This is a genomic window from Azospirillum sp. A29 (assembly GCF_042604625.1).
Lineage (GTDB): Bacteria > Pseudomonadota > Alphaproteobacteria > Azospirillales > Azospirillaceae > Azospirillum > Azospirillum palustre.
On the sequence record NZ_CP170460.1, the window covers coordinates 904,021 to 930,472 of the forward strand.

A 26,452-nucleotide genomic window follows, 5' to 3' on the forward strand; every position below is an offset into this window, starting at 1 on the left:
GACTTCGCTTCCAGCTGTAAGAGACAGAGAGACGTCCATGCTCAAGAATTTGCGCATATCCCATCGCCTGATGCTCTTCATCCCTCTTCTCCTGGTCACGCTGGTCATCGTCACCGGATTCAGCCTCAGCGTCCTGAAGGACAGCCTGCTGGAAGACCGCAAGGAGCAGCTCCGGCAGACAGTCGGCGTGGTGCGCGGCATGGTGGAAGGCTGGTACGAGAAGGAGAAAGCCGGGCAGCTCACCCGCGAACAGGCCCAGCAAGGCGCGCGCGACCAGTTGCGCCCGCTGCGCTTCGGGGCAGGCGATTATTTCTTCGCCACGCGGTTCGATGGCGTCACCATGGTGCATGTCAACCCGGCCTTCGAAGGCAAGAACCGCCTCGACTTCAAGACGGTCGACGGGGTGCCGACGGTGCGTCTGCAAATCGAAGCGGCGCAACGCGGAGGCGGCTTCTACAGCTTCCGCTTCCCCCGCTCCGGCCAGAGCGAGCCGGTGGACAAGATGGCCTACGCCGCCGGTTTCGAGCCGTGGCAGTGGTCCATCGGCACCGGCCTCTACCTTGACGATGTCGAAGCGATCTACAACCGCATCCTGGAAATCTATATCGGGATCGCAGCGGTCGTCATCGCGGCGGGCGGCGGCTTCGCCTTCATGCTGGCCCGCAGCATCAGCCGCCCGGTGGCGACCATGGCTGAAAGCATGGGGGCGCTCGCCGACGGCAACCTCTCGGTCGAGATTCCGCACATCGACGACAGGCACGAGGTCGGCCAGCTCGCCCGTGCCATGGAGATCTTCAAGAACAACCGCCGCAAGGCCGATCAGCTGGTCGCCGAGCAGGAAATCGAGCACGCCGCCAAGGAGCACCGGCAGGCGGCGATCGAGCGGTCGTTGGCCGATTTCCGGCAGCGGACGGCCGAAGTGGTCACGGCGGTGGTCGCCGCCGCCGAGCAGGTCCGGTCCCACGCCGGCAATCTGGCCACCATGGCCCAGCAGAGCCGCAGCATGATCGCGACGGTGAATCACGCCGCCAACGACACCACCGGCAACGTGCAGACCATCGCCAGCGCCGCCGAGGAGCTGTCGGCGGCGGTCAGCGAGGTCAACCATCAGGTCACCCGGTCGACCGACGTGGCCGAACGCGCCGTGCAGGAAGCCGAGCAGACCAACGTCACCATGAAGGGGCTTGCCGAGGCGGCGATGCGGATCGGCGCCATCGTCCAGGTCATCCAGGAGATCGCCAACCAGACCAACCTGCTGGCGCTGAACGCCACCATCGAGGCCGCCCGCGCCGGAGAGACCGGCAAGGGCTTCGCCGTCGTCGCCAGCGAGGTCAAGGTGCTGGCCAACCAGACATCGCAGGCCACCAAGGAGATCCAGACCTACGTCGGCGGCATTCAGGATGAAACCCAGCGGGCCGTCATGGCGATCTCCTCCATCGGCTCGATCGTCGCCGACATGCGGGCGATCTCGGTCGGCATCGCCTCGGCGATGGAGCAGCAGGGCGCCACGACCCAGGACATCGCCCGCAACATCGGCCACGCCGCCGACGGCACGCGCGAGGTGTCGACGAACATCACCGGCGTCGCCGACGCGGCCGAAGTCACCAGTTCCGCGGCCAACGACCTGCACAGCGCCTCGGACTCCCTGCGGCGCGAGGCGTCCGTGCTCAACGATCAGGTCAACAGCTTCTTCAGCCAGCTGCGCGCGATCTGACCGGGCCGGACCATGGATGGAACGGAGGAACGGGGTATGACGGCATTGGCGACGCGGCCGGCGGTGGCCGGCCAGACAGCGCAGGCCACCACGTCCGGGCACCGGCTGGACGGCCATCTGCAAAGGCTGGAGGCGGAAAGCATCCATATTCTGCGCGAGGTCGTGGCGCAATGCCGCAACCCGGTGCTGCTCTACTCCATCGGCAAGGACAGCGCGGTCCTGCTGCACTTGGCGATGAAGGCCTTCTACCCGGCGAAGCCGCCGTTTCCGCTGCTGCACGTCGATACTGGCTGGAAGTTCCGCGAGATGATCGCCTTCCGTGACCGGCGGATCGCGGAGTTGGGGCTCCGGCTGATCGTGCATCGGAACGAGGAGGGCGTGCGCCAGGGGATCGGCCCGTTCAGCCACGGCGCCGCGCTGCACACGGATGTGATGAAGACGCAGGCACTCCGGCAGGCGCTCGACGCCCACGGCTTCGACGCCGCCTTCGGCGGAGCCCGGCGCGACGAGGAGGCCTCGCGCGCCAAGGAGCGGGTCTTCTCATTCCGCACCTCCTCCCACCGCTGGGATCCCCGCAACCAGCGGCCGGAGCTGTGGCGCCTCTACAACGGGCGGGTCAACGCCGGCGAGAGCATCCGCGCCTTCCCGCTGTCCAATTGGACCGAACCGGACGTCTGGCGCTACATCCTGCGCGAAGACATCCCGGTCGTGCCGCTGTATCTGGCCAAGCCGCGCCCGGTGGTGGAGCGGGACGGCACCCTGATCATGGTCGACGACGACCGCATGCCGCTCGGCGAGGGCGAGGTGCCGGTGATGCGCTGGGTCCGCTTCCGCACGCTCGGCTGCTATCCGCTGACCGGCGCGGTGGAGAGCCGGGCCCAGACGGTGGCGGATGTGCTGCGTGAGACGCTGACGGCCACGATGTCGGAACGGCAGGGCCGCACCATCGACCATGATCCGGCCGCGTCGATGGAGATGAAGAAGCAGGAGGGGTATTTCTGATGCCCGACGGTCACGGTATCAATCCAGCCAATGACGGTCCCCTCGACGATCTGCCGGGCGGGCAGCCGAGGTCGCCGCCCGATGAAATGCCCGGGTCGCCGCGGCGCGGGCTTCTGCGTTTCATCACCTGCGGTTCGGTGGATGACGGCAAGTCGACCCTGATCGGCCGCCTGCTCTACGACAGCCGGCAACTGTTCGACGACCAGATCGTCCAGCTCGACGGGGCATCCCGGCGTTTCGGCACCACCGGCAGCGGACAGCTCGATCTGGCTCTGCTGGTCGACGGGTTGGCCGCCGAGCGCGAGCAGGGCATCACCATCGATGTCGCCTACCGGTTTTTCTCCACGTCCCGCCGCGCCTTCATCGCCGCCGACACGCCGGGGCATGTGCAATACACCCGCAACATGGCGACCGCCGCTTCGACCGCCGACGTCGCGGTGCTGCTGACCGACGCCCGCAAGGGTGTACTGCCGCAGACCCGCCGGCACAGCCTGATCGCCCATCTGCTGGGCGTCCGGCAGGTCGTCCTGGCGGTCAACAAGATGGATGCGGTGGATTGGGACCCTGCGGTCTTCGAAGCCATCGCGGCGGAATACACCGATTTCGCCGGCCGGCTCGGCATCGGCGCGGTCACCTGCATCCCGCTGTCGGCGCTGACCGGCGACAATGTCTGCTCCCCCTCTCCGGCGATCGGCTGGTATCGCGGGCCGTCGCTGCTCGGCTTCCTGGAAACGGTGGAAAGCGCCGATGGACCGGCCGGACCGTTCCGCATGCCGGCGCAGTGGGTGAACCGGCCGCACGCCGATTTCCGCGGCGTGGCCGGCACCGTGGCTGCGGGACGCGTGCGGCCGGGCGATCCACTCGTCGTCCTGCCTGCCGGCCGCGCCGCCACGGTGGCGCGCATCGTCACCATGGACGGCGACCTGGACGAGGCGGTCGCCGAACAGGCGGTCACCCTGGTGCTGGCCGAGGATGTCGATGTGGCGCGTGGCGACCTGCTGGCCGCCGCCGGGGCGCCGGTTCCGGTGACCGACCTTCTGGAAGCCCGGATCCTGTGCCTGGATGATGGCGCCCTGCTGCCCGACCGCTCCTACCTGCTGCAGATCGGCACGGCGATCGTCGGCGCGCGGATCGCCGCCTTCGTCCACGCCATCGATGTCGACACGCTGGAACAGCGGCCGACCGGGCAACTGGCGGCCAACCAGATCGGGCTGTGCCGTCTTGTCCTCGACCGTCCGGTGGCCTGCGAAACCTATCTGGAAAGCCGCGACCTCGGCGGCTTCATCCTGATCGACCGCGTGAGCAATGCGACGGTCGGCTGCGGTATGGTCACCGCCACCCGGTGGGCGGCATCGGACCTGCACCCGCACCCGATGGCGGTGGACCGCAAGGCCCGCGCGGCTGCCAACCGCCAGCACCCATGCGTGCTCTGGTTCACCGGCCTGTCGGGTGCCGGCAAATCGAGTGTCGCCGACCGGGTGGAGCAGGAGCTGCACCGGCGCGGCCACCGGACCATGAGCCTGGATGGCGACACCCTGCGCCGCGGCCTGGGCCGCGATCTCGGCTTCACCGACGCCGACCGCCACGAGAATGTCCGCCGTGTCGCCGAAGTGTCCCGGCTGATGGTCGAAGCCGGCCTGATCGTGCTGGTCAGCCTGATCGCTCCCTTCCGCCGGGACCGCGAGGCGGCGCGGCTCTGTATCGGCGGGGACGACTTCGTCGAAATCTTCGTCGACGCACCGCTCGACATCTGCGAAGGGCGCGATTCCAAGGGTCTGTACCGCAAGGCGCGGGCCGGCGCGCTTCCCGGCTTCACCGGCATCGACAGTCCCTATGAGGCCCCGGTCGACCCCGACCTTCACCTTCACGCCGACAGCGAGACGCCCGAGCAACTCGTCCGGCGGGTCGTCGCCCATCTTGAGAGGCGCGGCGCCCTGACCCCGTTCCCCTGACCGACCCGCCTTTCCACCAGCCGACTTTCCATCTGGAGTGACATCCCATGAGCGACCAGTCCGTCGATACGCCGGCGCCCCCGCCGGTGCACGATGTCCATTTTTCCGTCGCGATGCATCTGAGGAACCTTCTGCGGCTCGACCGCACCTTCAGCATCAAGCAAGCGGTGCGGGCGGCCGTGAAACCCGGCGACCGGGTGCTCGACGCCGGGTGCGGCATGGGGATCCTGTCTTTCCTGGCGCTGGAAGCCGGTGCGTCCGAGGTGATCGCCGTCGATCGTGATCACGTCGACTTGGCCCGCGAGCTGGCGCGGGCCAACGGCTATGGCGACCGCATCCGCTTCCTGGAGGCGGATCTCACCACCGTCGACTCCTCCCAGGTTCCCGGCCTGTTCGATGTGCTGTTCGCTTTCATCTACACCAACCACATCGTCGTCGACGAGCCGCGTTCGGCCACCGTGTGCGCCCTGCGCCGCCGTTTCGGCAAGCCGGGCTGCGTCACGGTGCCGAACCGCGTCCGCTATCTGGCGATCCCCTGCGACTGGCCGCAGATTGACGCTTTTTCCGAGATGGCCGATCTGCGGCGGTCCGTCGCCGATCTGGAAAACCGCTACGGCCTCAGATTCGGCCCGCTGCTCGACGCGATGACCACCGAGCTGTGCTACAACCGGTCCCGGCCGGTGACGTTCGGCGACTATGACTGGTCGCCGGGATTCACCAATGGCGGCTACCGCCATCGGCGTGGGGGTGGACGCTTCCTCGGGGATCCGACACCGGTCGAGGACATCCGCTACGACACCGGGGCCTCCTTCGCGCGTCTGCCCGAGCGCGTTTCGCTCACCATCCAGTCCGCCGGCACGTTGAACGCGGTGATGTGGGTGCAGGAACTGTGGTTCAACGACTTCCTGATCTGGTCGACCGAGGTGTTCAGCCCGCTTGCTTCCGCTGTTCCGGTTCGTGCAGGCGAAAAGGTGGCGGTGGCACTGGACGATGCATGGCGCTCGACCAACAGTCTGTCGATCTGATTCCGCCTGCGAGCGGTGGCCCGGCCGTTATCTGGACGGCTGGGCCACGGTTCCCGGGCACCGTCAAGTTGGCGTCGGCGCAGCTGCTGGTGGCGGTTGGCCTGGGTATGGTGCGGGTATGACGACGCGCTCTGATTGCTGCTGCGCTGGCTACCGCTACCCCGCCGAGGTCATCGCGACGACTTTGGCGTACGAATCGGCGTGAGGACGGAATTCGCCTGCATCCAACGGTAATCAGGCCACCTTGCGGATGGCCGGCATGTCCACGCTGGTCATGATGGTCATGACCTTGCGGCCGACCACGGCCTCGACCTTCTGGGCTGGCAGACCCTGGGCGCAGGGTGCGCCCGATCAGTCGCCGGTCCGCCGCAACGCCCTCCCACGACTGGCGTGGGCGAACCGATTATCCACAGCGGAGCGGTCATGCGACCCCGCGACGGGCGGCGGCCGAAGCGCAAAATCCGGCTTTGGATACATAATTGAACAGTTCCAACGGTGGGGCGGAGCAGAGACCCGCGCAAACCCAAGGAATATCCATAATTATTTTGTCTGCGAATGATCAGTTGTATACAACAATCGGTGATACTATACTCTTTCCCGAGGCAAGCCACCACAGGGCCAGAGACGCTGAAAGGCGAAGAGGGAGGAGCCGGTGTCGGACGCCAAGCCATTTCCCATGAATTCCTGGTACGCCGCAGCCTGGGGCCACGAGATCGGGCATGCACTGACGGCGCGGACGATCTGCGGCAAGGACATCGTGCTGTACCGCCGCACGACCGGCGAGGTCGCGGCGCTGGAGGATGCCTGCTGGCACCGGCTGCTGCCGCTGTCGCTCGGCCGGCTGGACGGCGATCAGGTCGTCTGCGGTTATCACGGGCTGGTGTTCGACGCCGGCGGGCGCTGCACCCACATGCCGGCGCAGGAAACCATCAACCCGTCGGCCTGCGTGCGGAGCTTCCCGGTGGTCGAGCGGCACCGGCTGGTCTGGACCTGGATGGGGGATCCGGCGCTGGCCGATCCCGACCGCATTCCCGACTTCCACTGGAATGACGGCACCGACTGGGTCGGCGAGGGCGGCACCTTCTACAGCCTGAAATGCGATTACCGGCTGGTCACCGACAATCTGATGGATTTGACCCACGAGACCTATGTCCATGCCGGCAGCATCGGCGACGATGCCATCACCCGCACCCCGTTCGAGGTCACTCATACCGACCGCACCGCGACGGTGGAGCGCTGGATGGAGGACATCGAGCCGCCGCCCTTCTGGGCCCGTCAACTGGCGTCGACCGGCCGCAGCGGCCGGGTGGACCGCTGGCAGATCATCCTGTTCCAGGCGCCGTCGATTGTGGTCGGCGACGTCGGCGTGGCGCTGACCGGGACCGGTGCCCGCGCCGGCGACCGCTCGCAGGGGGTCAACGGCTGCTTCCTCGCCGCGATCACGCCGGAAAGCGAGACGAGCTGCCATTATTTCTGGAACTTCGTCCGCACCTACCGCACTGACGATGCGGAGCTGACCAGACAGCTCAACCTTGCCCATGTCAACGACGGGCGCGGCGTTTACGACCAGGACCACGCCGTGCTGGAGGCGCAGCAGAGGGCCATCGATCACAACCGGCGCCAACCCTTCTACAACCTCAACATCGACGCGGGCGCCCTGTGGGCCCGCCGGCTGATCGACGGGATGATCGCGGCGGAAAACGGCGCGGCGCCCCAGCCCCAACCCAAGTCCCGCATGGCGGCGGAATGACCGCCGGCTCCGCCGTCGCGGACGACAAGCCGCGTAACGCCCAGACGGTCAAGGCGCTGCTGAAACTGCGCGAGATGGTGCTGAACGGCGAACTGCCGCCGGGCGAGCGCGTCGCGGAGCTGAACATCGTCGAGCGGCTGGGCGTCTCGCGCACCCCGATCCGGATGGCGCTGGTCCGTCTGGAGGAGGAGGGGCTGGTGGATTGCCTCGCCACCGGCGGCTTCGTGGTCCGCGAGTTCAGCGACCAGGATATCGCCGATTCCATCGAGCTGCGCGGCACGATGGAAGGCATGGCCGCCCGCCGCGCCGCCGAACGCCGGCCGGACCGCGCCGAACTGGCGGAGATCCGCGACTGCGTCGGCAGCCTGGATGCGCTGATCCGCCGGCGCGAACTGAGCATGGATGACTTTTCGGACTATATCCGGCTCAACGACCGCTTCCACAGCCTGCTGGTGGAACTGGCGGCGAGCGCGGTGCTGAAGCGGTCGATCGAGCGCATCCTACATCTGCCCTTCGCCTCGCCCAACGCCTTCGTCTTCGTCCAGTCGGAGCTGCCGGAATCGCGGGAGATCCTGTCGATCGCGCAGGAGCATCACCGCTCCATCCTGGAGGCGATCGAGCATGGCGAGGGCGGCCGGGCTGAGGCGCTGGCGCGCGAGCATTCCCGCATCGCCCAGCGCAACCTGCAGATCGCCCTGTCGAACCAGCAGCAGCGCCACCGGATTCCCGGCGCGTCGCTGATCCGCCAACGCGAACGCGCCTGATCCCCGCATTTCTTCATCCGCCTATCGCGTGGAGACCCGATATGCCCACTGAATCCGACTGGCGTGACGCCCGGCTGCGCTCGGTGGCCGACATCGCCGACGACATCCGCCTGCTCGACATTGAGCCCGGGGGATGGTTCGAGCCGCCGCCGCCGGGAAGCCACATCGGCGTAGCGGTCCGGATCAATGAGCGGCCGGACACCCGTTCCTACTCCGTCGTCGGGCCCTGCCGCGACTCTGTATACAGAATCGCGGTGAAGCGCATGCCGCAGAGCCGCGGCGGGTCGGCCTATCTGTGGTCGCTGGCCCCCGGCGCCCGGCTGTCGATCACGCCGCCGCGCAATCTGTTCCCGCTGGCCCATGGCCGGCCGGACTATCTGCTGGTCGCCGGCGGCATCGGCATCACGCCGATCTACAGCATGGCCTTGGCGCTTGCCGAGAAAGGGGCGGAGTTCCGCCTGCTCTACGGTTGCCGTTCGCGCGGCGATCTCGCCTTCGCCGACGAGCTGCGCGAGCGGATCGGCGACCGGCTGGAGGTCGCCGTCGAGGAGGAGGGGCAACGGCCCGACCTGCCGGGCGCCGTGGCGGCGCTGGCGCCCGACGGCGAGCTGTATGTCTGCGGTCCAATCGGCCTGCTCGACGCCGTCCGCCGCCTGTGGTGCGACAGCGGCCGGCCTGCCGCCAACCTGCGCTTCGAGACCTTCGGCAACACCGGCCGCTTCGCGGCGGAGTCCTTTACCGTCCGCATCCCCCGCCTGGGTCTGGAGGTGCAGGTGCCGCAGAACCGGACCATGCTGGACGCGCTGGAGGCGGCCGGCGTGGCGATGATCTCCGACTGTCGGCGCGGCGAGTGCGGGCTGTGCACCGTGACGGTGCTGGAGGTCGACGGCGCCCTGGATCATCGCGACGTCTTCTTCAGCGACCGCCAGAAGGACGAGGGCAAGCGGATGTGCACCTGCGTGTCGCGTGCGGTGCAGGGCGGCATCACCATCGACACGGCGGATCGCAGCGTGTGAGTGCCGGCGCCTGACCGAATCCCGGAACGGGGGCGGCGCCTGTTCAAGTCGAAAAAGGGGAGGGGACGGCCATGATGGTCAGTCTGGGCAATGTGCTGTTCAACGGCCTTGCCTATGGGATGCTGCTGTTCGTGATCTCGGTCGGCCTGTCGGTGACGATGGGGCTGATGGGCTTCGCCAATCTGGCGCACGGCGCCTTCGCGATGCTGGGCGGCTATGTCGCGACGACGCTGATGAACAAGGCGGGGGTGCCCTTCCTGCTGACGCTGCCGATCGCCTTCGTCGCGGTCGCGGCGGTCAGCTTCGTGCTGGAGCGGGTGCTGTACCGCCGGCTCTACCGGGCGGGCGAGCTGGATCAGGTGCTGCTGACCATCGGCCTCGTCTTCATGGCGGTGGCGGGGGCGACCTATGTCTGGGGGCCGGGCCAGCAGCCGGTGCGGATACCCGACTATCTGACCGGCCAGTGGACGGTGGCCGGCATCGACATCGGCGTCTACCGGCTGTTCCTGATCCTGGTCGGCATCGCCGTCACCGCCGCCCTGGTGCTGGGGATCGAGCGCACCCGCTTCGGCGCGATGATCCGTGCCGCCGTCGACAACCCGCGCATGGCCCAGGGCTGCGGCATCAACGTCAACCGGGTGTTCAGCCTGACCTTCATGGCCGGCAGCGGACTGGCCGGTCTGGGCGGCGCGGTCGGCATCAACCTGATCGGGCTCGACCCCGGCTTCCCGATCAAGTTCATGGTCTATTTCCTGATCGTCGTCGCCGTCGGCGGCCTCGGCTCGATCAAGGGATCGCTGATCGCGGCACTGCTGCTCGGCGTCTTCGACGTCGGCGGCAAATACTACGTGCCGGAGGTCGGTGCCTTCATCATCTACGCCGTCATGGTGTCGCTGCTGCTGTGGCGCCCCGCCGGCCTGTTCGGGCGGAGGTAGCCGATGGTGTCGCTTCCCTTGGAGTCCCCGCCGGCATCCGGCCACGCCTCCCGCGGCCGTCCGGTCAGCCGGCTGGAGCGGCGCAGCCGCTGGTGCTGGCACGAGATCCTGTTCTGGCTGGCGGTTGCGAGCTGCCCGCTGCTCGTCCCCGACGATCTGGTGCTGGCGTCGCAGGTGCTGATCGCCGGGCTGTTCGCCCTGTCGCTCGACCTGCTGCTCGGCTATGGCGGCATCGTCTCGCTCGGCCATGCCGCCTTCTTTGGCGTCGGCGCCTATGCCGCCGGCCTGCTGGCGCGTCATGGCTGGGGCGAGCCGGTCAGCGGGCTTCTGCTGTCCGGCGCGCTGGCCGGGCTGCTCGGCTTCGCCCTCAGCTTTATTATCGTCCGGGTGCGCGGGATCGCGCTACTGATGGTGACGCTCGGCGTCTCGCTGGTGCTGCACGAGGCGGCGGTGAAGGGCTACGCCGTCACCGGCGGCGACGACGGCCTGCAGGGCATCGCTCTCGACCCGCTGTTTGGGCTGTTCTCGATGGACATGTGGGGGCGGACCGCCTTCGGCTACAGCCTCGCCGTGGCCTTCGCCGGCTTCCTGCTGGCCCGCCGGCTGGTGTCCTCCCCCTTCGGGCTGGCTTTGCAGGGCATGCGCGAGAACACTCGGCGGATGGTCGCCATCGGCGCGCCGCTGCGTTGGCACAGCGCGTTGATCTACACCGTGTCCGCCGCTCTGGCCGGGGTGGCCGGTGCACTGCTGACCCAGACCACCGAGTTCGTGTCGGTCGAGGTCCTGGGCTTCCAGCGCTCTGCCGAGGTGCTGATCATGCTGATCTTGGGCGGGGCGGGACATCTCTACGGCGCCTTCATCGGGGCGGCGGTCTTCATGATCGTCCGCGACCAGCTGGCGGCGGCCAACCCGGAATACTGGTTCTTCTGGCTGGGCTTGATGCTGGTGCTGGTCGTGCTGTTTGCCCGCGGCGGCATCATCGGCGGGATTGCCGCCATCGCCGCCCGCTTCCGCAAGGGAGGCACACCATGACCGCCGCCTTGTCGACCGAGGGCCTGTCGGTCAATTTCGGCGCGCTGCTGGCGACGCGCAATGTCTCGCTCGACCTGCCGGTGGGCGCGCGCCACGCGCTGATCGGGCCGAACGGCGCCGGCAAGACGACGCTGATCAACCTGCTGACCGGCCTGCTGCGGCCGAGCGCCGGCGCGATCCGCCTGCACGGCGCCACCATCACCCACGCGACCCCGGCCGAGCGGGTGCGGCGCGGGCTGGTGCGGACCTTCCAGATCAACAGCCTGTTCCCGGCGCTGACGCCGCTGGAATCGGTGACGCTGGCGGTGTGCGAGCGGCGCGGGCTGACGCGGAGCTGGCTGTCACGGCTGAGCCGCCGCACCGACGCCATCGACGAGGCGCATGCCCTGCTCGACCGGCTCGGCCTCGGCCCCGATGCGGAACGGCCGACGCGGGAAATGGCCTATGGCCGGCAGCGGCTGGTCGAGATCGCGCTGGCGCTGGCCTGCGAGCCGCGGGTGCTGCTGCTGGACGAACCGGCGGCCGGCGTCCCGGCGCGGGAGAGCGCCGAACTGTTCGAGGTGATCGCCGGCCTGCCGCGCGACCTCGCCATCCTGTTCATCGAGCACGACATGGACCTCGTCTTCCGCTTCGCCGACCGCATCACCGTGCTGGTCAGCGGGCAGGTGCTGTGCCACGGCACACCGGCCGAGATCGCGGAGAACCCAGAGGTCCAGCGGGTCTATCTGGGGAGTGCCGGTCATGTCTGAACCGCTGCTGAGCGTCCGCTCGCTGAGCGCCGGCTACGGCGACGCGTCGGTGCTGGACGAGGTGTCGTTCGAGCTGGAGGAGGGCGGCGCGCTGGCCCTGCTCGGCCGCAACGGCATGGGCAAATCGACCCTGCTCGCCACGCTGATGGGGCACACGCTGCGCCGCGGCGGCAGCATCGCCCTGCGCGGCCTGCCGGTGGAACGGCTCGCCCCGCATCTGCGGCCCGGCGCCGGCTTCGGCTGGGTTCCGCAGGAACGCGACATCTTCCCCTCCCTGACGGTGGAGGAGAACCTGACGGTGGCGGCGCGGCGCGGCCCCTGGACGCTCGCCCGCGTGCACGAGCTGTTCCCGCGCCTGCGCGAGCGGCGGAGCAACCTGGGGTCCCAACTGTCGGGCGGCGAGCAGCAGATGCTAGCGATCGGCCGGGCGCTGATGCTGAACCCGGCGTTGGTGCTGCTGGACGAACCGCTGGAGGGGCTGGCCCCGGTGATCGTCGAGGAGCTGTCCGCCGCCATCCGCCTGATGGTGGAGCGCGAGGGTCTCGCCATCATCCTGGTGGAGCAGCACGCCCACATCGCGCTGGGGCTGACCCGCGAGGCCATCGTGCTGGAACGCGGGCGGATCGTCCACCGGGCGGCCTCGGCAGCGCTGGGGCAGGACCACGCCACGCTGGAACGCTATGTCGGCATGCGCGTCGCCGCCAAGGCGGCCTAGAAACAACATCCAATAAGACTGGGGAGGTTCATGATGACGTCTGTGCTGCGGAATCTGACTGCGGCGGCCGTGCTGGGTACGGTGGCCGGGACGATGCTGGCGGGATCGCCCGCGCTGGCGGCCGACCCGGTGAAGATCGGCCTGATCCTGCCGATGTCCGGCCCCTTCGCCTCGACCGGCAAGCAGATCGAGGCGGCGGTCAAGCTCTACCAGCAAGTCAACGGCGACAGTGTCGCCGGCCGCACGGTGGAGGTGATCGTCAAGGACGACACCGGCGTGGCGCCCGACATGACCAAGCGTCTGGCCCAGGAGCTGGTGGTGAAGGAGAAGGTGTCCGTCCTCGCCGGCTTCGGGCTGACCCCGCTGGCGCTGTCGGCCGCCCCGGTGTCGGAGCAGGCGAAGACGCCGATGATCGTCATGGCGGCGGCCTCCTCCGTCATCACCACCAAGTCGCCCTACATCCTGCGCACGTCGGGCACCCTGCCGCAGTCGGCCGCGACCATCGCCCAATGGGCAGCGAAAAACGGCGCCGTCAAGATGTATTCGATGGTAACCGACTACGGCCCCGGCATCGATGCGGAAACCGTCTTCAAGCAGCGCCTCGCCGCGTCCGGCGGCACAGTGGTCGGCGACGTCCGCATCCCGCTGAAGAACCCCGACTATGGTCCCTTCATGCAGCGCGCCAAGGACACCGCCCCCGACGCGATCTTCGCCTTCGTGCCCTCGGGCGAGGGATCCTCCTTCATGAAGGAGTTCGCCGAGCGCGGTCTGGCCAAGGCCGGGGTGCGGCTGCTCGCCACCGGCGACGTCACGGACGACGACATCCTGCCGGCGATAGGCGATGCCGCGATCGGCACCGTGACCGCGCACTACTACTCAGCCGCCCACCCCTCGCCGGAGAACAAGGCCTATGTCGAAGCGTTCCGCAAGGCGAACGGTGGCCTGCGCCCCAATTTCATGTCGGTCGGCGGCTGGGACGGCATGCATCTGGTCTATGAGGTGCTAAAGAAGACCGGCGGCAAGGCCGACGGCGACAGCTTCGTCGCCGCCGCCAAGGGCATGAGTTGGACCAGCCCGCGCGGTCCGGTCACCATCGACGCCGACACCCGCGACATCGTCCAGGACATCTACATTCGCAGGGTCGAACGGCAGGATGGCGAGCTGATGAACGTCGAGTTCGACAAGGTCGCCGCGGTGAAGGATCCCGGCAAGGGCGGCTGACGCCGCCGGCCGGCCTTGGGCGATCGGAATTGACCCGAAGGGCGTTGTTAGGTTGGCGTTTGCTGCTCCGGCATGGCGGGTTGCTGAGCATGAGCACGGCGTCCGATCCTTGTCCGGTTTCCGCTTTCCGTCCGAGATCATCAGCGAAGCGGTGTGGCTGTACCACTGCTTTAGCTTGAGCCTGCGGGAAGTCGAACTGATCCTTGCGGCGCGGGGCATCGAGGTCAGCTACGAGACCATCCGCGAGTGGGGCCTCCGGTTCGGGCGCGACTTCGCCAACACCCTCAGGCGTCGCCGGCCCAAGCCGGGCGCCAAGTGTTTCCTGGATGAGGTGTTCATCCGACTCCGCGGACCGGGCACCGTCAACTAGGATGTTTAGTCCCAGCGTTTGATGGTGCGGGTTTTCGGTGAAGCTGGAGGGGTCTTTGCGCCAAGCTCTGCAGACGAACTCGTATGGTGTCAGCCCCTTCAGGGTCTTGAGCCTACGTGCGAAGTTGTAGGCGGCCACGAAGTCGGTGAGGTGTTGCCGGAACTTTCGTAGTAGAAGCGCTTGACCGTAGCGTTCTTGAGGGTGCGGTTCATGCGCTCGACCTGGCCGTTGGTCCACGGGTGCTTGGGCTTGGTCGTGCGGTGGTCGATGTCGTGACGCGCACAGGTAAGTTCGAAGGCATGGGCCCGGAAGCGCTCGCCCTTAGCGATGGCTTCCTTGATCAAGGAGACGGCCGATCCGCCGCCGCCCGGTGTGGTGAACTGGATGCCGTTGTCGGTGAGCACCGTGTGGATCTTGTAGGGGACGGCAGCGATCAGGCGCAGCAGGAAGTCCCTAGAGGTAGCTGTCGTCGCCGTCTCATGCAGTTCGACGAAGGCGAACTTCGACGTTCGATCGATGGCGACGAACATGTGCAGCTTGCCCTGTTCGGTCCGAACCTCGGCGATGTCGATATGGAAGAAGCCGATGGGATAGGCCTTGAACTTCCTGCGGACCGGCTTGTCTCCTTCGACATCAGGCAGGCGGGCAATGCCATGGCGCTGCAGGCAGCGGTGCAGTGAAGACCGGGTCAGGTGGGGGATTCTCGGCTGCAGGGCATAGAGGCAGTCATCGAGCGGCAGCAGGGTATAGCGCCGGAAAGCGACGACGACTGCCTCTTCTTCCACCGACAGCACCGTCGAACGAGGTGCCTTGGGACCGGTCTTCTTGTCGGTTACCGTGGGCCGCGCTTTCCACTTGGCAACGGTCTTCGGGTTGATCCCGTAGCGCTTTGCCAGAGCCTTCAGGCTCTCTTGACTATGTTGTATCGCTCGACGGATCGCCTCTGTCGTCGTGGCGCTCCTATGGAGTACTCTTGGCCCATAGTGCATCCCTCCAGTCCTGCACGTAGGATGCACCATCAAATGCCGGGACTAAACATCTAGCCGCGCACAAGATGAATTAGCATTACAGTTGCGTTTTTCTACGATGGGCTTGGCAGGCGAGTGCTTGATGGCATCGCCTCCAAGTTGACCATGCGCCCACAACACACTGGTCGTGCCGCACGGATCGAGCGTCTACAGCTATCACTTCGTCGTGACGCGCCACAACAGCCCGTTCGCCGAGTTCCTGATGATGGCGCCGAAGGCTGACACCGTGGTGCCGATGTTCAACCCGCTGCTTCTCGACGAGCCGGTTCCCGTCAACGGCCGGCTGAAGGTTCCGGACCAGCCGAGCTTCGGCGTCCGCCTGAACCCCGACTGCGCGCTCTCCCGTCCTCACACGCACTGACGGGGCACGCCGTCGGTGTCTTGCATGGTGGGGGGAGAGGAGGTTGCAATGGTGAGGCATGGCCGGCGGATGGACAACGTGCTCATCTCCGGGAAACGGGGATAACCTTGCCACCGATCGGTTCGCCGAATGCCGCGTGGGTGCGTCGGAACGGCGCACGGGCGACATGGGCGAACAGTTCACCCAACAGGATTGCAGGCAGGGCGATCACTGTCATCGACCGGGGCAAGGCGGTGGGATCGCCGAACACATGGTCTGTCTCCAATGCCACCCCGGTCGGACCGATGCAGTTCAGCACGCTGCTGAAGAAGTCGGAAATGCCGAATGCTGCCAGAGCCAGCCATGGATTGCCGGTTGCCGCCGCCAGCGCCACCGCGGCTATTCAGGCGGGCACGCACAGGATCGACAGGCACAGCCGTCCGGCCTGATGGCCGGCGGTCAGGCGGTCGCCGAACAGTCCGCCCACGACGCATCGGGCTCTCCGGCGCTGCCGCAGGGTATCGGGGAGCAATGATGCCAGTTTGGTCTCCCAGTCGTGCACCGTCTCGTGCAAGAAGACCAAGCCACGCAGGAGCAGGATTTCGGCGAGACCGCGCAGGCTCAGCTTGAATCGGAGCCGCCACAGCACGATCAGGAAGACGACGTCGGAAGGCAATTGCAGCCGGTTCAGCACCGAGCCGGTGCGCTCATTGAAACCGCGCCCACACTCCAGGCAGCGGAAACGACGGTAGTCGTGGGTCGTCCGATCCGAACGCTCCGTCGTCCTGATCGAGTGGCAGTGTGGGCAGCGCATTGGTCAACTCCGGAGGGGAGGTGATCCTCGACGTCAGCCCCGCGCCGTCAACCAAGTTGGCGCGAGCGCTGACAGAACCGGCAAGTTTACGGTGCCCGCCAGACATTGCCTAGGCGCCGCCTCCGACCATCGCCCCCGTGGATAGGTCCTTCAAAAGGCTCGACGTCTGGTAGCTGGCTGACAGGGCCGATGCAGTGCCGCACAGGGCCGTGCCGATCCCCCTCGCTGCCGTGCCGGCACCGGCCTTGGCCTTGGCCTTGAATTGTTCAATCTGCGGGCCGTACTTCCCGTTGAGGACTTTCGAGGCATCGCCCGCGGCGGCAAAACCGGCGCCGGACACGAAGCCGGCGATTGCCGTTTTCGCCATGTTCTGGCTCCAGGGCTCATGTTGCTGGGCGTTGGTGAGCATCTGCGACACCTCGTTCCCGACGGCGGTGGCGATGCCCTTGGCTGCATAGCGCGCGGCATATTTGGCGGCCTTGCCGGTCACATTTCCGCTCTTGCCGGGCGCGAAGGCTGGCAGGTCGACGACACCGCCGAGCGCCCCGCGCACCGCCCCGGCGGTGGCGCCGATGGCAATCGATTCGAACAGCCCCTTGGCGTTGAAGTTCTGGCCGCTGTCCTTGGAGTAGGACTTGGCCCCGCCCACCGCTCCTTTGACCGCCGTGGCGCCGGTGCGTCGGGCGAAGAACTCGGAGCGCGACATTGGCTTGGGCGTTCGCTTGCCGGGGGCGTCCCCCGCGGCCTTGCCGGCCGCCTTCGCCGCGTCCAGGGCTCCGCTCGCGGCCTCCTCGTCGGCCATTCCCTCCGACGCGGCGATCAGCGCCGGCGTGTCCGCCCCGTCCGTGAGAACCGCCCCGACGACCAGCGCCGCAATGGTCAGCCCGTCCAGCAGCGCCTGCGCCCAGCCGGCCATGGCGCCGTCGGAGTCCGTCATCGACACCGGGGCGTTGCCGACGAAGATGTAGGGGCTCGGGAACTGCCCGGCCGGGTCCGGGCTGAGGAAGCGCCGCAGCCGGGGTGCGTAGAGCCGGCTGTCGAAGTGGTAGAGGCCGGTCGCGGCGTCCAGGCGCTGGCCCAGGAAGGTGTAGCCGATCCGGGCCGCCGCCGGGCCTTGGGCGCTCAGCGGCTCGCCGAACGGTCCGAAATTGCACCAGGCCGCGAGCCGGTCCTGGTCGTCGACGGCGCCCCAGACGGTGCCCTGCATGTCCGTCAGCGGGAACAGCGGTCCGTCCGGAGCGACCACGGCCAGGACCCCGCCGGGGCCGGCCACCGTGGCGACGGGCGTGCCGTCGGCCCCAACCGCCAGCAGGGGAACCCGGCCGATGCCGCTGTAGGAGACGCCGGCACCGCCGGTATCGCCGCGCAGTTGCCGCACCACGCGCTGACCCTGGCCGCCATAGGCGAACCGGACCGCCGCGCCCCCGTCGGATGCGACGCGCGTGGTCAGCTGGAAGGCCGCGCTGTGCTCCAGCGTGAGTCCGTCGCCGGTCACCAGCCAGCCGTCGGCGGCGTAGGTGAAGCCCGTCTCGCTGCCGCCCAGCGTGGCCGTGGCCAGCCGGTCGGATCCGAAGGCCAGCGTGTATGAATCCTGGGCGCCGTTGAGCGTCGCCGTCCAGATGTTACCGTTGGGGTCGTACAGGTCGATGGTTTCGGTGCCGGGGACGGCGGCACCGAAGCCGTCGGTCGCCGTGGCCGCGACCAGCCGGCGCTGCCCGTCATAGCGGTAGGCGGTGTTGCACTCGGTCCCGGCCGGCCCCACCGTCGGGAAGGCGATCCGGCGTGCGGTCACCGACCCCTGGGCGTCGTAGCCGTAGGTTGCGGCGAAGAGGGCCCGTTGCGCCCCATTGCTCCGGATCTCCAGGGCCTCGACCCAGCCGGGCGAGCCGTAGCGCAACGAGGCCTGGAGCCTGCCGCGGTTGCGCGCGACCGTGACCACCTCGCCGTCGCAGGTGTAGGTGAAGGCCGCGATGTCGTCCGGCGTGCCGGCGGCGCTGCCGATGGTCACCACCTTGCCGCGCTCGTCATAGCCGTAGACGGCCTGGGCGAGCGGCGAACCGGCGGGGTAGAGGATCGAGACGACGTCGGCCAGGGCGTTGTAGCCGTAGGCGATCGTGCCTTCTGCCTGAAGGATCCCGTCGACCGTCTGCGTCACGCCCGCGACGCGGCCGGCCCCGTCGTAAGTGAAGCGCTCGGTCACCGTCACCGTCCCTGCGTCGGGATCGCCCGTCGGGGCCGGATTGACCGCAACCGTCTCGATTTTCTGGCCGATCTCCGTCGGCTCGTCGCCGTTTCCGTCATAGCGCAGGGTCAGCCAGGGCGTGTGCGGCACGTCGGTGCCCGGCCAAGCAACGTCCTCGGCCGCCGCTTGCAGCGCCGCCGGATCCCAGGGTTGGTTGACGGTGCCCTGCTCCAGCAGCCGGCCCAGTGCGTCGTACCGGTGATAGACGAAGTAAACCTCGCCCGGGTCGAGCGGCGGCTGCACGAACCGCAGCCTTCCGCAATCGTCGTAGATGTAGAGCGTGGTGCCGGACGACGGGTCGGTCCTGCGGATGATCCGGCCGAGCGGATTGGTCAGCGTCTCCGCGCTGTAGCTGAGGAAACCCGACTGCGGCCCGGGAGTCTGGCAGTTGGGCAGGTTTACCGTCGCGGTGCGGCCGGCGTCCGCGGCGTAATTAGCGTAGGCGTTGGAGCTTGCGGCGTCGCCGCCGTCCTTGCCGCACAATGTTGCCGCCATCTGGTCGCCAGAGGTGTTGGTGATGACGGTGGCGACCGATTTCAGCGGCGTCGTGACGGTCTTGCAGCCATAGCGTCCGGCCGGCAGGGCACCGTCGGCCGTGTTGGGGGCGTAGGCGTACTGCACGGTCTGGCGGTCCGCCGGGGACGTCGTGTCGATGTCGTGGATGGCGTAGGGCTTGCCGGGCAGGCCCACTTCCACCGGCCGCTTCGCTGCACCCGCCGGGTGGCGGGTGCCGTGGTAGGGATAGCCCTGGTCGTCGGACCGCTGCTGCATGCCCGTGCCCTGGCCGGCGTAATAATCCGACAGGGCGCCGTCGAGGCGCCAGCTGGTCCGCAGCGCGGCCAGGAAGGCGTCGACGTCGATGAAGCGCGGCTGGTAGGCCATGGGCTGATAGCCGGGATCGGCGCCGAAGCTGGCGGGCGCCGACTTGGTGCTGGCGACGACCCGGTTGAGGGCGTCGTGGATCGTGGCGCTGACGATGGCGTCGTCGCCGAGCAGATGCTGCGACTGGTGGGAGCGGCCGGCCGCATCCTGGTACAGGACGGTCAGGCGCGGCTCGGCCACCAGCGACAGGCTGCGGATCGAGATCGCGTTGGGCCCGGAGGAAATCCGGATGGCGTCGAGGTCGCCCGGCTGCGCCGCCAAGCTGAACAGCAGCTGCCCGTCGGCGAAGAACAGGATGCGTTCGCGGGCCATCACCAGCAGCCAACTGCCCGCCATGCCGGGCGGCCGGGCGAGCGGCGGCTGGGCCACGCCGTTGCCCGCCAGTTCATAGCCCGCGGCGGGCTGTGGATCGTAGGACAGCACCCAGCCGTCGCCGAAGGTGATCGCGATCGGTCCGGCGAGCGGGCTATCGGATACCGGGTTGGCGGGCACCCATTCCACCAGCAGGGCCGCGGCCGCAGGCGTCGTGCCGCCCCAGCCGCGCCAGTCCAGGGTCGCCGCCGGTCCCGCCGCATGCGTCAGCAGACCGGCCTCCGCCGTCCAGATTCCGCCGCCCGGCTGCCAGCGCGCCTGCCAGTCGCCGTCTGCCAGGAAGCGCGCGGTCGTGCCGCCGCCGGCCGGTTCCACCGTGATCAGCGCATTGGGACTCGCCGGATCGAACGTCTCATCCGCATTGCCGCGGCGCGAGGCGAAGCCCTGGGTCAGCTTCACCGTGGCCTCGCAGGGATCGACCTCGACGATCTGCTGCTGGAAGCGGTCGTAAACGCTGCGCCGCGTCCTGCCGGCGGCATCCATCGACGCCAGCTCCAGATCGTAGCGCGGGTCGTAGACGGTCGCCTCCAGATCCGCGACCAGGGGCTGCACGAACATGGCGTCGAGCCGCACCGCGTCGCCGGCCGTGTTGGTGGCGGTCACGGTCACCGACGCCCCGTCAAGGACCGGAATGCCGAGCGTGCGGTAGATCCAGGCGCCCTCGGTGTCGGTGAAGGGCAGCGTCCGGGCCGTCGCGCCGGCGGTGGCGGTCCAGCCGGCCCCGTCCGCCGGCTGGAAGCCCGGTGCGGTCTTGTACCAGAATCCCAGCAGATAGCTGCCGGTCCCCGGCGCCGGCGTGACGGTCGCGGTCACGCTGGCGGTCACGGTGGCGCCGCTGCCGGCCGGCAGCTCCAGGCAGCTGTCGCCCAGATGTCCGTCGCCGGACCGCAGGGCAATGCCGGTCGCCGTGAAGCCTCCCGCCACATCCGGCGAGGGCGACCAGAAGGCGCACTGGCCCTTTACGAAGGAGGCGTTGGTTACCTGCGCCGCCGGCAGCGCGGTCAGCGTGTCGAACAGGGTGGCGGACACGGTCCCGGCGGCGTCGGCGGTTTCCAGCACCATGCCGGATGGGCTGCGCGTGGTGGTGAATCCGGCGGGGATCCAGCCGGCCGGGGTTTTCGACGTCACCGGATCGAATCCGGCGAAGGGGAACGAGGCCGGCAGCCCACCGGTCCAGGAATATTGCGCGGCTTCGGCAGGCACCATCACGCCCGGCCCGAGGGCGGAGGGCCAGGACCGGAAGACGGTCGCCTGTGCCTGCGTCACGGTCGGGTCCGCCGGAGTCTGGGCCGCGTCGGCGCCGCCGAGACCGCGGCTGGACGTCGTTTGCGCCTGGGCGTCCAGGATGTTCAGCGTGCGGAACGCATCAACCACCTCGCAGCCGTACAGCGTGGTGGTGGTCAGGGCGATCTCCCGGCCCTGGCCGTCCCAACTGGTCGTCGTGGTGCGCACGGGCTGGCCGGAGAAGGGCGCCTTCAGACCGTCCGGCACATAGACGGTCGTCGTTGTGCAGGGAACCCCGTCGATCACACGTTGCTGGCTGGTCTTGAGGACGTATCCGCCATAGAGGTTGACGGGATCCGCGGCGGCATCGGGCGACAGGGCACGCTGCGTCATGACCGTCCAGCCATAGCTGGTCTCGGCCAGCGACGTGCCTCCGGCATCATAGGCGGAAAGGCTCTGCTGCAGCCCGTCCATCATCGACCAGGACCGGGTCGTGACGTTCTCCCCGAGCTGGAGGCCGTTCAGGTAGGTCGCCTCCACACGCCCATAGGCGGCATCGTCGATGTCGTCCGTTCCCGGATATACGGTCGTCTTGTAGTATTTGACGACGTCGCCCGTGGGGTCGCAGGCCGCCGTGGCGACGTCCTGCACGTAGAGGCTGGACCAAGGGGGGCCGCCGAACCCGTCGGTCAGCGTCAGCTGGGCAACCGCGAAATGCTTGATCGGTCCCTGGAAGGCATCGCCCGCACAGCGGTAGAGAGTGAAGGAGTCGGCGTCGGAGAAGGAGGTGGCGCTGTCGGGATAGGCGATGAAGGCGCCGGGGCCGGCGGCGGTCTGGCCAGGACCGGCGGCACCGCCGTCGCCCGGCATCGGCAGGCGCTGTCCTGCCAGCATTTCGGCCGTGCCGGCGACGCGGCCGTTCTTCAGCAGGACGGCCGCGGCGTGCGCGGCGGTGGAATCATCGGTGTCGTAGAGGCAGCAGGCCAGGAAGTCCGGCGCCTCGTCGATGAGGGACTGGGTGTTCAGGGTCGTGGCGCCGACGCCGCCCGCCGCCTGGTCCGCTAGCGCCTGCAGGTCGGCCAGCGGAGCGAGCCGGACGACCTCCTGCCAGTTGTTGAGGGTGCCGCGGAAATAGAGGTAGGGGCCGATGGCGAGATAATCGTCGGGACCGGCCGACGGCCAGTTCGCCGTGGTGCCGCGGGCAGCGGGCACCGACAGGGAGCAGCCGGGCGCGCTCGGTGCGGTGGTCCACGCCCCGCTTGCGCCGTCGGTGTTGGGATCGAAGGCGAGGACGGACGCGGTCGGCTCGGACTGCCCGTCCGACCGCACCGTCACCAGCAGCGCGTAGTCCGGCCCGTAGGCGTAGCGCAGTTGCAGCGGGACCGGCATCGTTGCGGGGGACAGGTTGGAATTGGCCAACCAGGACTGCCCGTTGAAGCGCAGCAGGTTGCCGCCCACGGCCACCATGGTGTCGGCGACGATGGTCGGCACCCAGCCGGTCTTCAGGGGTGAGTTCGGATCCTGCAGGTCGCTGAGATCGAACGGACCGGCCGGCGCCTGCAGCATGTAGGTTCCGTCCCATTGGACCAGCTGGACCGAATAGTCGGTGACGTTGGGTGAGGCGGCGCGCAGCCAGCTGACGGCCACCATCGAGGAACCGGCCATCAGCGCGACAGCGTCGTAGGAGTCGACCGGGAAGCCGGCCGACGACAAGGTCACCGTCGCCTGCGACCTGACCCATGCCAGCCGCCCGTCCAGATGCGTGAGCGCCAGCACGCCCGTCGCCGCGTCCAGCGTCACGTAATAGTCGGCCCCGGCCGCGACATAGGCATAGCCCGTCACGTCGCCGGGGCTCTCGAAGGTCCAGCTGCGGCTTTCCCAGTTCCAGGTGATCCGCTGGTAGCCGCAAGGCCCCCCGGTCTCGCTCATGCTCACGCACAGTAGAAAATCCATGCCGGCGAGGATCTGCGGCAGCGGCGTGTCCCAGGAGAGGGTGGGCATGTTCAGGCCGGTGGCGGCCCCCGCCGTCCGCGGCGCCTGCGTCCACTGGCCGGGCCGGCCGACGTCCTTGCGGAAAAGATAGAGTTCCGACCCGTCCGTGTTCTCGAAGAACAGCGCGAAATGGTCGGAACCGGCGGCGACGTCCAGGGTCGTCAGGTCGAGCCCGTAGATGTTCTGGAAGATCAGCGGCTGGTCGGCGTCGGGTTGCCAGAGCAGCCAGCTGCCGACCCAGCTGTAGACCTGCAGCGTCAGCTGTCCGGCACCGACGTCGTACCAGCAGGTGACCGCGTAATCGTCGCCGAACCAGCAGCGGGGGATCCCGCCATGCACGGTGCCGCCGGTGCCCACGGGCGGCGTGACGTCCTGCCTGCGGTCGCATTGCGTGAGCGATTGCCGCGCGTAGCGGTAGGTGGCGACGCCGCCCTGCGGATAGGTCACGGACGCGAGCGCGCCGGGGGATTCGCCGTCCGGGACGCTGCCGTCGGCGTCGATGGGCGTCAGGCAATAGTCGAACAGGATGCCGGGCAGCGCCTCCCCGTTGGCGTTGCGCATGACGATGGCCGTCAGGTAGCGCTTGTAGGTATCGCCCAGCAGGTCGCCCGGGTCGGGCGATGTCGCCTGCGGCGTGACGTTGGCGACCGCCGCCGCGTCGTCCTCAACGTCTGGGCGCGGCCGGTAGACCAGCTCGACCGAGAAGAGCGGGCCGCCGGCTGCATCGGTCACAGCGATCCCCGACAGAAAGCGCGTCTCGTACCGGTCCTGATAGGCGTTCGGACTGTCGTCCGGCACCGCCTTGTGCGGATCCGCATATTCACGGATGTCGGCCGGCCCAGTGCCCCGCCACAGCTTCTGTCCGTAGGAGAAGACGGCGCGGCGGCCGAACACATCGGTGATCCGGGTCAGGTAGATCGCCTTGGTGTAGATGCGGCCGGCGTCGCTGCCGACTCTCTGCTCGCAGCCGGGGATCAGGCCGGTTTCCGGGGCGGGATCGAACTCGTTGTAGGCATAGGTGACGGCGTCGCCCCAGATGTTCCGCAGGCTCTCCAAGTACCAGGCGCGGGGGAACTGCGCCTGGCCGTCCGTCAGGCTGCTGGACCCGGCCCATAACGGCGTCCCCGCTACGGTGGTCCAGCGCACGCCCCAGACGATGCTGTTGCCGAGGGAGGCGCGGCGCCCGTCGGAGAGCGTTCCGGCGTCGCCGCCGAAGGACTGGACCTGTCCGGAGTCCATCACCACCACCCAGCGCTCGTAGGGCGGGTAGTAGAGAATCTTCCAGAAGGCGTAGTTGGTGAGCTGGAACGACTGGCCGCCGTCGAAGGCCTGGAGCGATCCGTCCGCCGCCGTCACCAGCTGGAACAGTTGCCGGCGCTCGTCGTCGGCTACGTCGTAGCCGGTGCCGTCCGTTCGGAGCGTGACCGTGGAACCGGCGGACAGGGCGATGCCGTTGGTGGCGAAGGCAGCGATGAGGGACGCCGTGTCGGAGGGCGTCGCCGTGAGATCGGTCGCGACGCCGGCGGGCAGGGTGAACAGGAAGGGAGGGGAGGGCTCGCGGATCAACTGGTTGCGCTGGCCGCCCTGGGTGTAGCTGTAGCTCCACAGGCCCGGAACAGGGGAATCGCCGTCGTCCAGCTCGATGCAGGTCAGCCCGATGCCGAAGCCCAGGCCGGCCACGCCGGTGGGCTGGCCGCGGTTCCAGTTCTGCGCGGCCCGTACGACGTTGCTCTGGTAGGAGAGGGCCACCGTCACGTCGAGCCCCTGATCGTCGGTGCGGCCCGGCAGCGTGAACAGGGGCTGGGTCAAGGTCACGTCGCCGCGGAACAGGTTGACGCTGTTGGCCAGCTGCCCCAGCGAGATCGAGTCCATCTGGAACGGGCGGATGGTGGGGCCCTGGCTGGCGGGAGCAGCGGACGGCATGGGTCACCCCTGTTGTGGCGGACGGGAAAGGCGGCCGGACGGGTCCCGCCGGCCGCGGATCGTCAGGCGTAGGTCGCCACGACCAGCAGGTTGGCGTAACTCTGGCTGCCATCCTGGTGGTGGTCGCTGGCATCCTGCACGCTGGCTGAGGCGTCCGTCAGGGTAACCGTCTTCTTGTCGTCGGAAATGGTCAGCGTGCTGGGGCCGGCGCCAAGGCGATAGACATGGTTGTCGCCGCCCGAACCGTAGCTGACCCTCTCCCCCATCAGGAAGACCGTCGCATCCGAAATCGCCGTGTCGTAGGTCACCGTCAGGTCGGACTTGTTGTTCTGCGGGAACGACTGGAAGTCGACGTTCAGGGTACCGGCCTTGGTGCTGTAGTAGATGAGCCCGCCGTTGACCCAGGCGACGGCGCCGGAGGACGCATCGCCGGTGTTGTTCTTGCTCGAATCCTCCATATACGCGTCCCCCAGGATCTGGATGGCGCCTGCGGAGACCGATCCGGGGTAGACTTCGGTCTTCAGATCCAGCAGGTGCTCGTCGTCCTGTCCGCCATATTTGAGGTCGAAGCCCGACAGCACGGCGGCCTTGTAGGCCTCGCTGCCCGGGACGCCGATCGGGCTGCTGGGATTGCCCTGGGAGATCAGGTCGCCCGAATTCTGCAGGACGATCTGGTCGGAATTCGTGCCGAGCCACGCCAGCGCGGCGATGGTGACGGAGGAGGAGTCCGGGTCGAGGTTGTTGTAACTGGCGTCGTCGAGCGTGTAGGTCACGGTCACGTCGAGCGCATTGTCGGAGCCGCCCGACGGGGTCGCCTTGACCGTCAGGCTGATCTCCTTGATGTGCTGGTCGCCGTCATCCTGATTGAATTCGAAGCTGTATGCCCCGATGCCCACCACGTATTGGATGGGCTTCTTGTCGAAGGTCAGCCGCACCGTCGTGGTGCCTGACGAAGACAGGGCGGTCTGCTTCCACATCACTTGGAAAGGCATGGGTGATCCTCCGAGTTGGGGAGCGGGATGCGCCTAATTCCCCGGCGACGTTCCCGGGGAGGAGGCGGGCAGGCCGGTGCGCGCAGTCCGGCGCTTCGCGTCGGCTTTTCCCCCTTCGCTGGCAATGGTTAGGCTCAATTGTTTGTTGGGTGGAATTAATGCATAATTCTATATAGAAAGTAGAGCAATTTCTTCGATATCGAACGGAATTTGCGGCCTATACGCTTCCGGATGGCCGTGGTTCTAAGAGCTTGCTCGCAACGGTAGCCGTCCTGGCGGGCGCGGCGTATCAGTCTGTCGCTCGACCATTGACCACTGGCTGCAAAAGTGTGGACCCAAGATCGAAAAGCGGCAGCGCTGAGGCACCATCAACTTGTTGGTAGGCAGCTGGGCGAAGC

18 protein-coding genes and 1 pseudogene are annotated in these 26,452 nt (G+C 68.0%); 14 read left to right on the forward strand and 5 right to left on the reverse strand.

Going from position 1 to position 26,452, the window contains the following annotated elements; all coding sequences use genetic code 11:
- Positions 1 to 37: 37 nt before the first annotated feature.
- The 13 genes from ABNQ38_RS03990 to ABNQ38_RS04050 all read left to right on the forward strand — a co-directional run bounded on the left by ABNQ38_RS03990 (position 38) and on the right by ABNQ38_RS04050 (position 14,245).
- A complete protein-coding gene (locus ABNQ38_RS03990; protein WP_377805804.1) occupies positions 38 to 1,714 on the forward strand; it encodes a methyl-accepting chemotaxis protein in 1,677 nt (558 codons plus the stop codon).
- Between the two features lie 36 nt (positions 1,715 to 1,750).
- Positions 1,751 to 2,716 (forward strand): sulfate adenylyltransferase subunit CysD, encoded by a 966-nt coding sequence (gene cysD, locus ABNQ38_RS03995; RefSeq protein ID WP_377805805.1) that lies wholly within the window; start codon positions 1,751 to 1,753, stop codon positions 2,714 to 2,716.
- On the forward strand, positions 2,716 to 4,668 hold the full coding sequence (cysC, locus tag ABNQ38_RS04000) for an adenylyl-sulfate kinase (RefSeq protein WP_377805806.1): 1,953 nt from the start codon (positions 2,716 to 2,718) through the stop codon (positions 4,666 to 4,668). Before cysD ends, cysC begins: the two co-directional genes overlap by 1 nt.
- A 47-nt stretch (positions 4,669 to 4,715) precedes the next feature.
- The gene (locus ABNQ38_RS04005; RefSeq protein WP_377805808.1) at positions 4,716 to 5,693 is read left to right on the forward strand and encodes a 50S ribosomal protein L11 methyltransferase; all 978 of its coding nucleotides are present in this window, start codon (positions 4,716 to 4,718) and stop codon (positions 5,691 to 5,693) included.
- Between the two features lie 652 nt (positions 5,694 to 6,345).
- Positions 6,346 to 7,443, forward strand: coding sequence for a Rieske 2Fe-2S domain-containing protein (locus ABNQ38_RS04010; protein ID WP_377805809.1), 1,098 nt, complete (start codon positions 6,346 to 6,348; stop codon positions 7,441 to 7,443).
- Positions 7,440 to 8,207 carry a GntR family transcriptional regulator gene (locus tag ABNQ38_RS04015; RefSeq protein WP_377805810.1) on the forward strand — a complete coding sequence of 256 codons (768 nt, stop codon included), beginning with the start codon at positions 7,440 to 7,442 and terminating at the stop codon, positions 8,205 to 8,207. The genes ABNQ38_RS04010 and ABNQ38_RS04015 overlap by 4 nt, the downstream gene beginning before the upstream one ends.
- Before the next feature lie 41 nt (positions 8,208 to 8,248).
- A complete protein-coding gene (locus ABNQ38_RS04020; protein WP_377805812.1) occupies positions 8,249 to 9,223 on the forward strand; it encodes a PDR/VanB family oxidoreductase in 975 nt (324 codons plus the stop codon).
- A gap of 71 nt (positions 9,224 to 9,294) precedes the next feature.
- Positions 9,295 to 10,158 carry a branched-chain amino acid ABC transporter permease gene (locus ABNQ38_RS04025; RefSeq protein WP_377805813.1) on the forward strand — a complete coding sequence of 288 codons (864 nt, stop codon included), beginning with the start codon at positions 9,295 to 9,297 and terminating at the stop codon, positions 10,156 to 10,158.
- Between the two features lie 3 nt (positions 10,159 to 10,161).
- A complete protein-coding gene (locus ABNQ38_RS04030; RefSeq protein WP_377805814.1) occupies positions 10,162 to 11,190 on the forward strand; it encodes a branched-chain amino acid ABC transporter permease in 1,029 nt (342 codons plus the stop codon).
- Complete coding sequence (locus tag ABNQ38_RS04035) at positions 11,187 to 11,939, forward strand: ABC transporter ATP-binding protein (protein WP_377805815.1); 753 nt, start codon at positions 11,187 to 11,189, stop codon at positions 11,937 to 11,939. Before ABNQ38_RS04030 ends, ABNQ38_RS04035 begins: the two co-directional genes overlap by 4 nt.
- Complete coding sequence (locus tag ABNQ38_RS04040; protein WP_377805816.1) at positions 11,932 to 12,654, forward strand: ABC transporter ATP-binding protein; 723 nt, start codon at positions 11,932 to 11,934, stop codon at positions 12,652 to 12,654. The genes ABNQ38_RS04035 and ABNQ38_RS04040 overlap by 8 nt, the downstream gene beginning before the upstream one ends.
- A gap of 30 nt (positions 12,655 to 12,684) precedes the next feature.
- Entirely contained in the window at positions 12,685 to 13,875 is a 1,191-nt protein-coding gene (locus ABNQ38_RS04045) for an ABC transporter substrate-binding protein (RefSeq protein ID WP_377805817.1), read from the forward strand.
- A 109-nt stretch (positions 13,876 to 13,984) separates the two neighbouring features.
- Positions 13,985 to 14,245, forward strand: a complete 261-nt coding sequence (locus ABNQ38_RS04050; RefSeq protein ID WP_377806230.1) for a hypothetical protein — start codon at positions 13,985 to 13,987, stop codon at positions 14,243 to 14,245.
- Between the two features lie 3 nt (positions 14,246 to 14,248).
- On the opposite strand, the pseudogene ABNQ38_RS04055 reads toward ABNQ38_RS04050, so the two are convergent.
- Positions 14,249 to 15,234: pseudogene (locus tag ABNQ38_RS04055) on the reverse strand (IS481 family transposase); the annotation flags it as partial.
- Between the two features lie 166 nt (positions 15,235 to 15,400).
- Here ABNQ38_RS04055 and ABNQ38_RS04060 point away from each other — a divergent pair.
- On the forward strand, positions 15,401 to 15,634 hold the full coding sequence (locus tag ABNQ38_RS04060; protein WP_377805818.1) for a hypothetical protein: 234 nt from the start codon (positions 15,401 to 15,403) through the stop codon (positions 15,632 to 15,634).
- Positions 15,635 to 15,716: 82 nt separating this feature from the next.
- Here the strand turns inward: ABNQ38_RS04060 and ABNQ38_RS04065 are convergent, their stop codons facing one another.
- The 4 genes from ABNQ38_RS04065 to ABNQ38_RS04080 form a co-directional block, all read right to left on the reverse strand.
- Positions 15,717 to 16,007, reverse strand: a complete 291-nt coding sequence (locus tag ABNQ38_RS04065; protein WP_377805819.1) for a hypothetical protein — start codon at positions 16,005 to 16,007, stop codon at positions 15,717 to 15,719.
- A 9-nt stretch (positions 16,008 to 16,016) separates the two neighbouring features.
- Entirely contained in the window at positions 16,017 to 16,427 is a 411-nt protein-coding gene (locus ABNQ38_RS04070; protein WP_377805820.1) for a hypothetical protein, read from the reverse strand.
- Between the two features lie 109 nt (positions 16,428 to 16,536).
- Positions 16,537 to 25,062, reverse strand: coding sequence for an RHS repeat domain-containing protein (locus ABNQ38_RS04075; protein ID WP_377805821.1), 8,526 nt, complete (start codon positions 25,060 to 25,062; stop codon positions 16,537 to 16,539).
- Between the two features lie 62 nt (positions 25,063 to 25,124).
- Positions 25,125 to 26,054: a hypothetical protein gene (locus ABNQ38_RS04080; RefSeq protein WP_377805822.1), complete on the reverse strand. Its 930-nt coding sequence runs from the start codon at positions 26,052 to 26,054 to the stop codon at positions 25,125 to 25,127.
- Between the last annotated feature and the right edge of the window lie 398 nt (positions 26,055 to 26,452).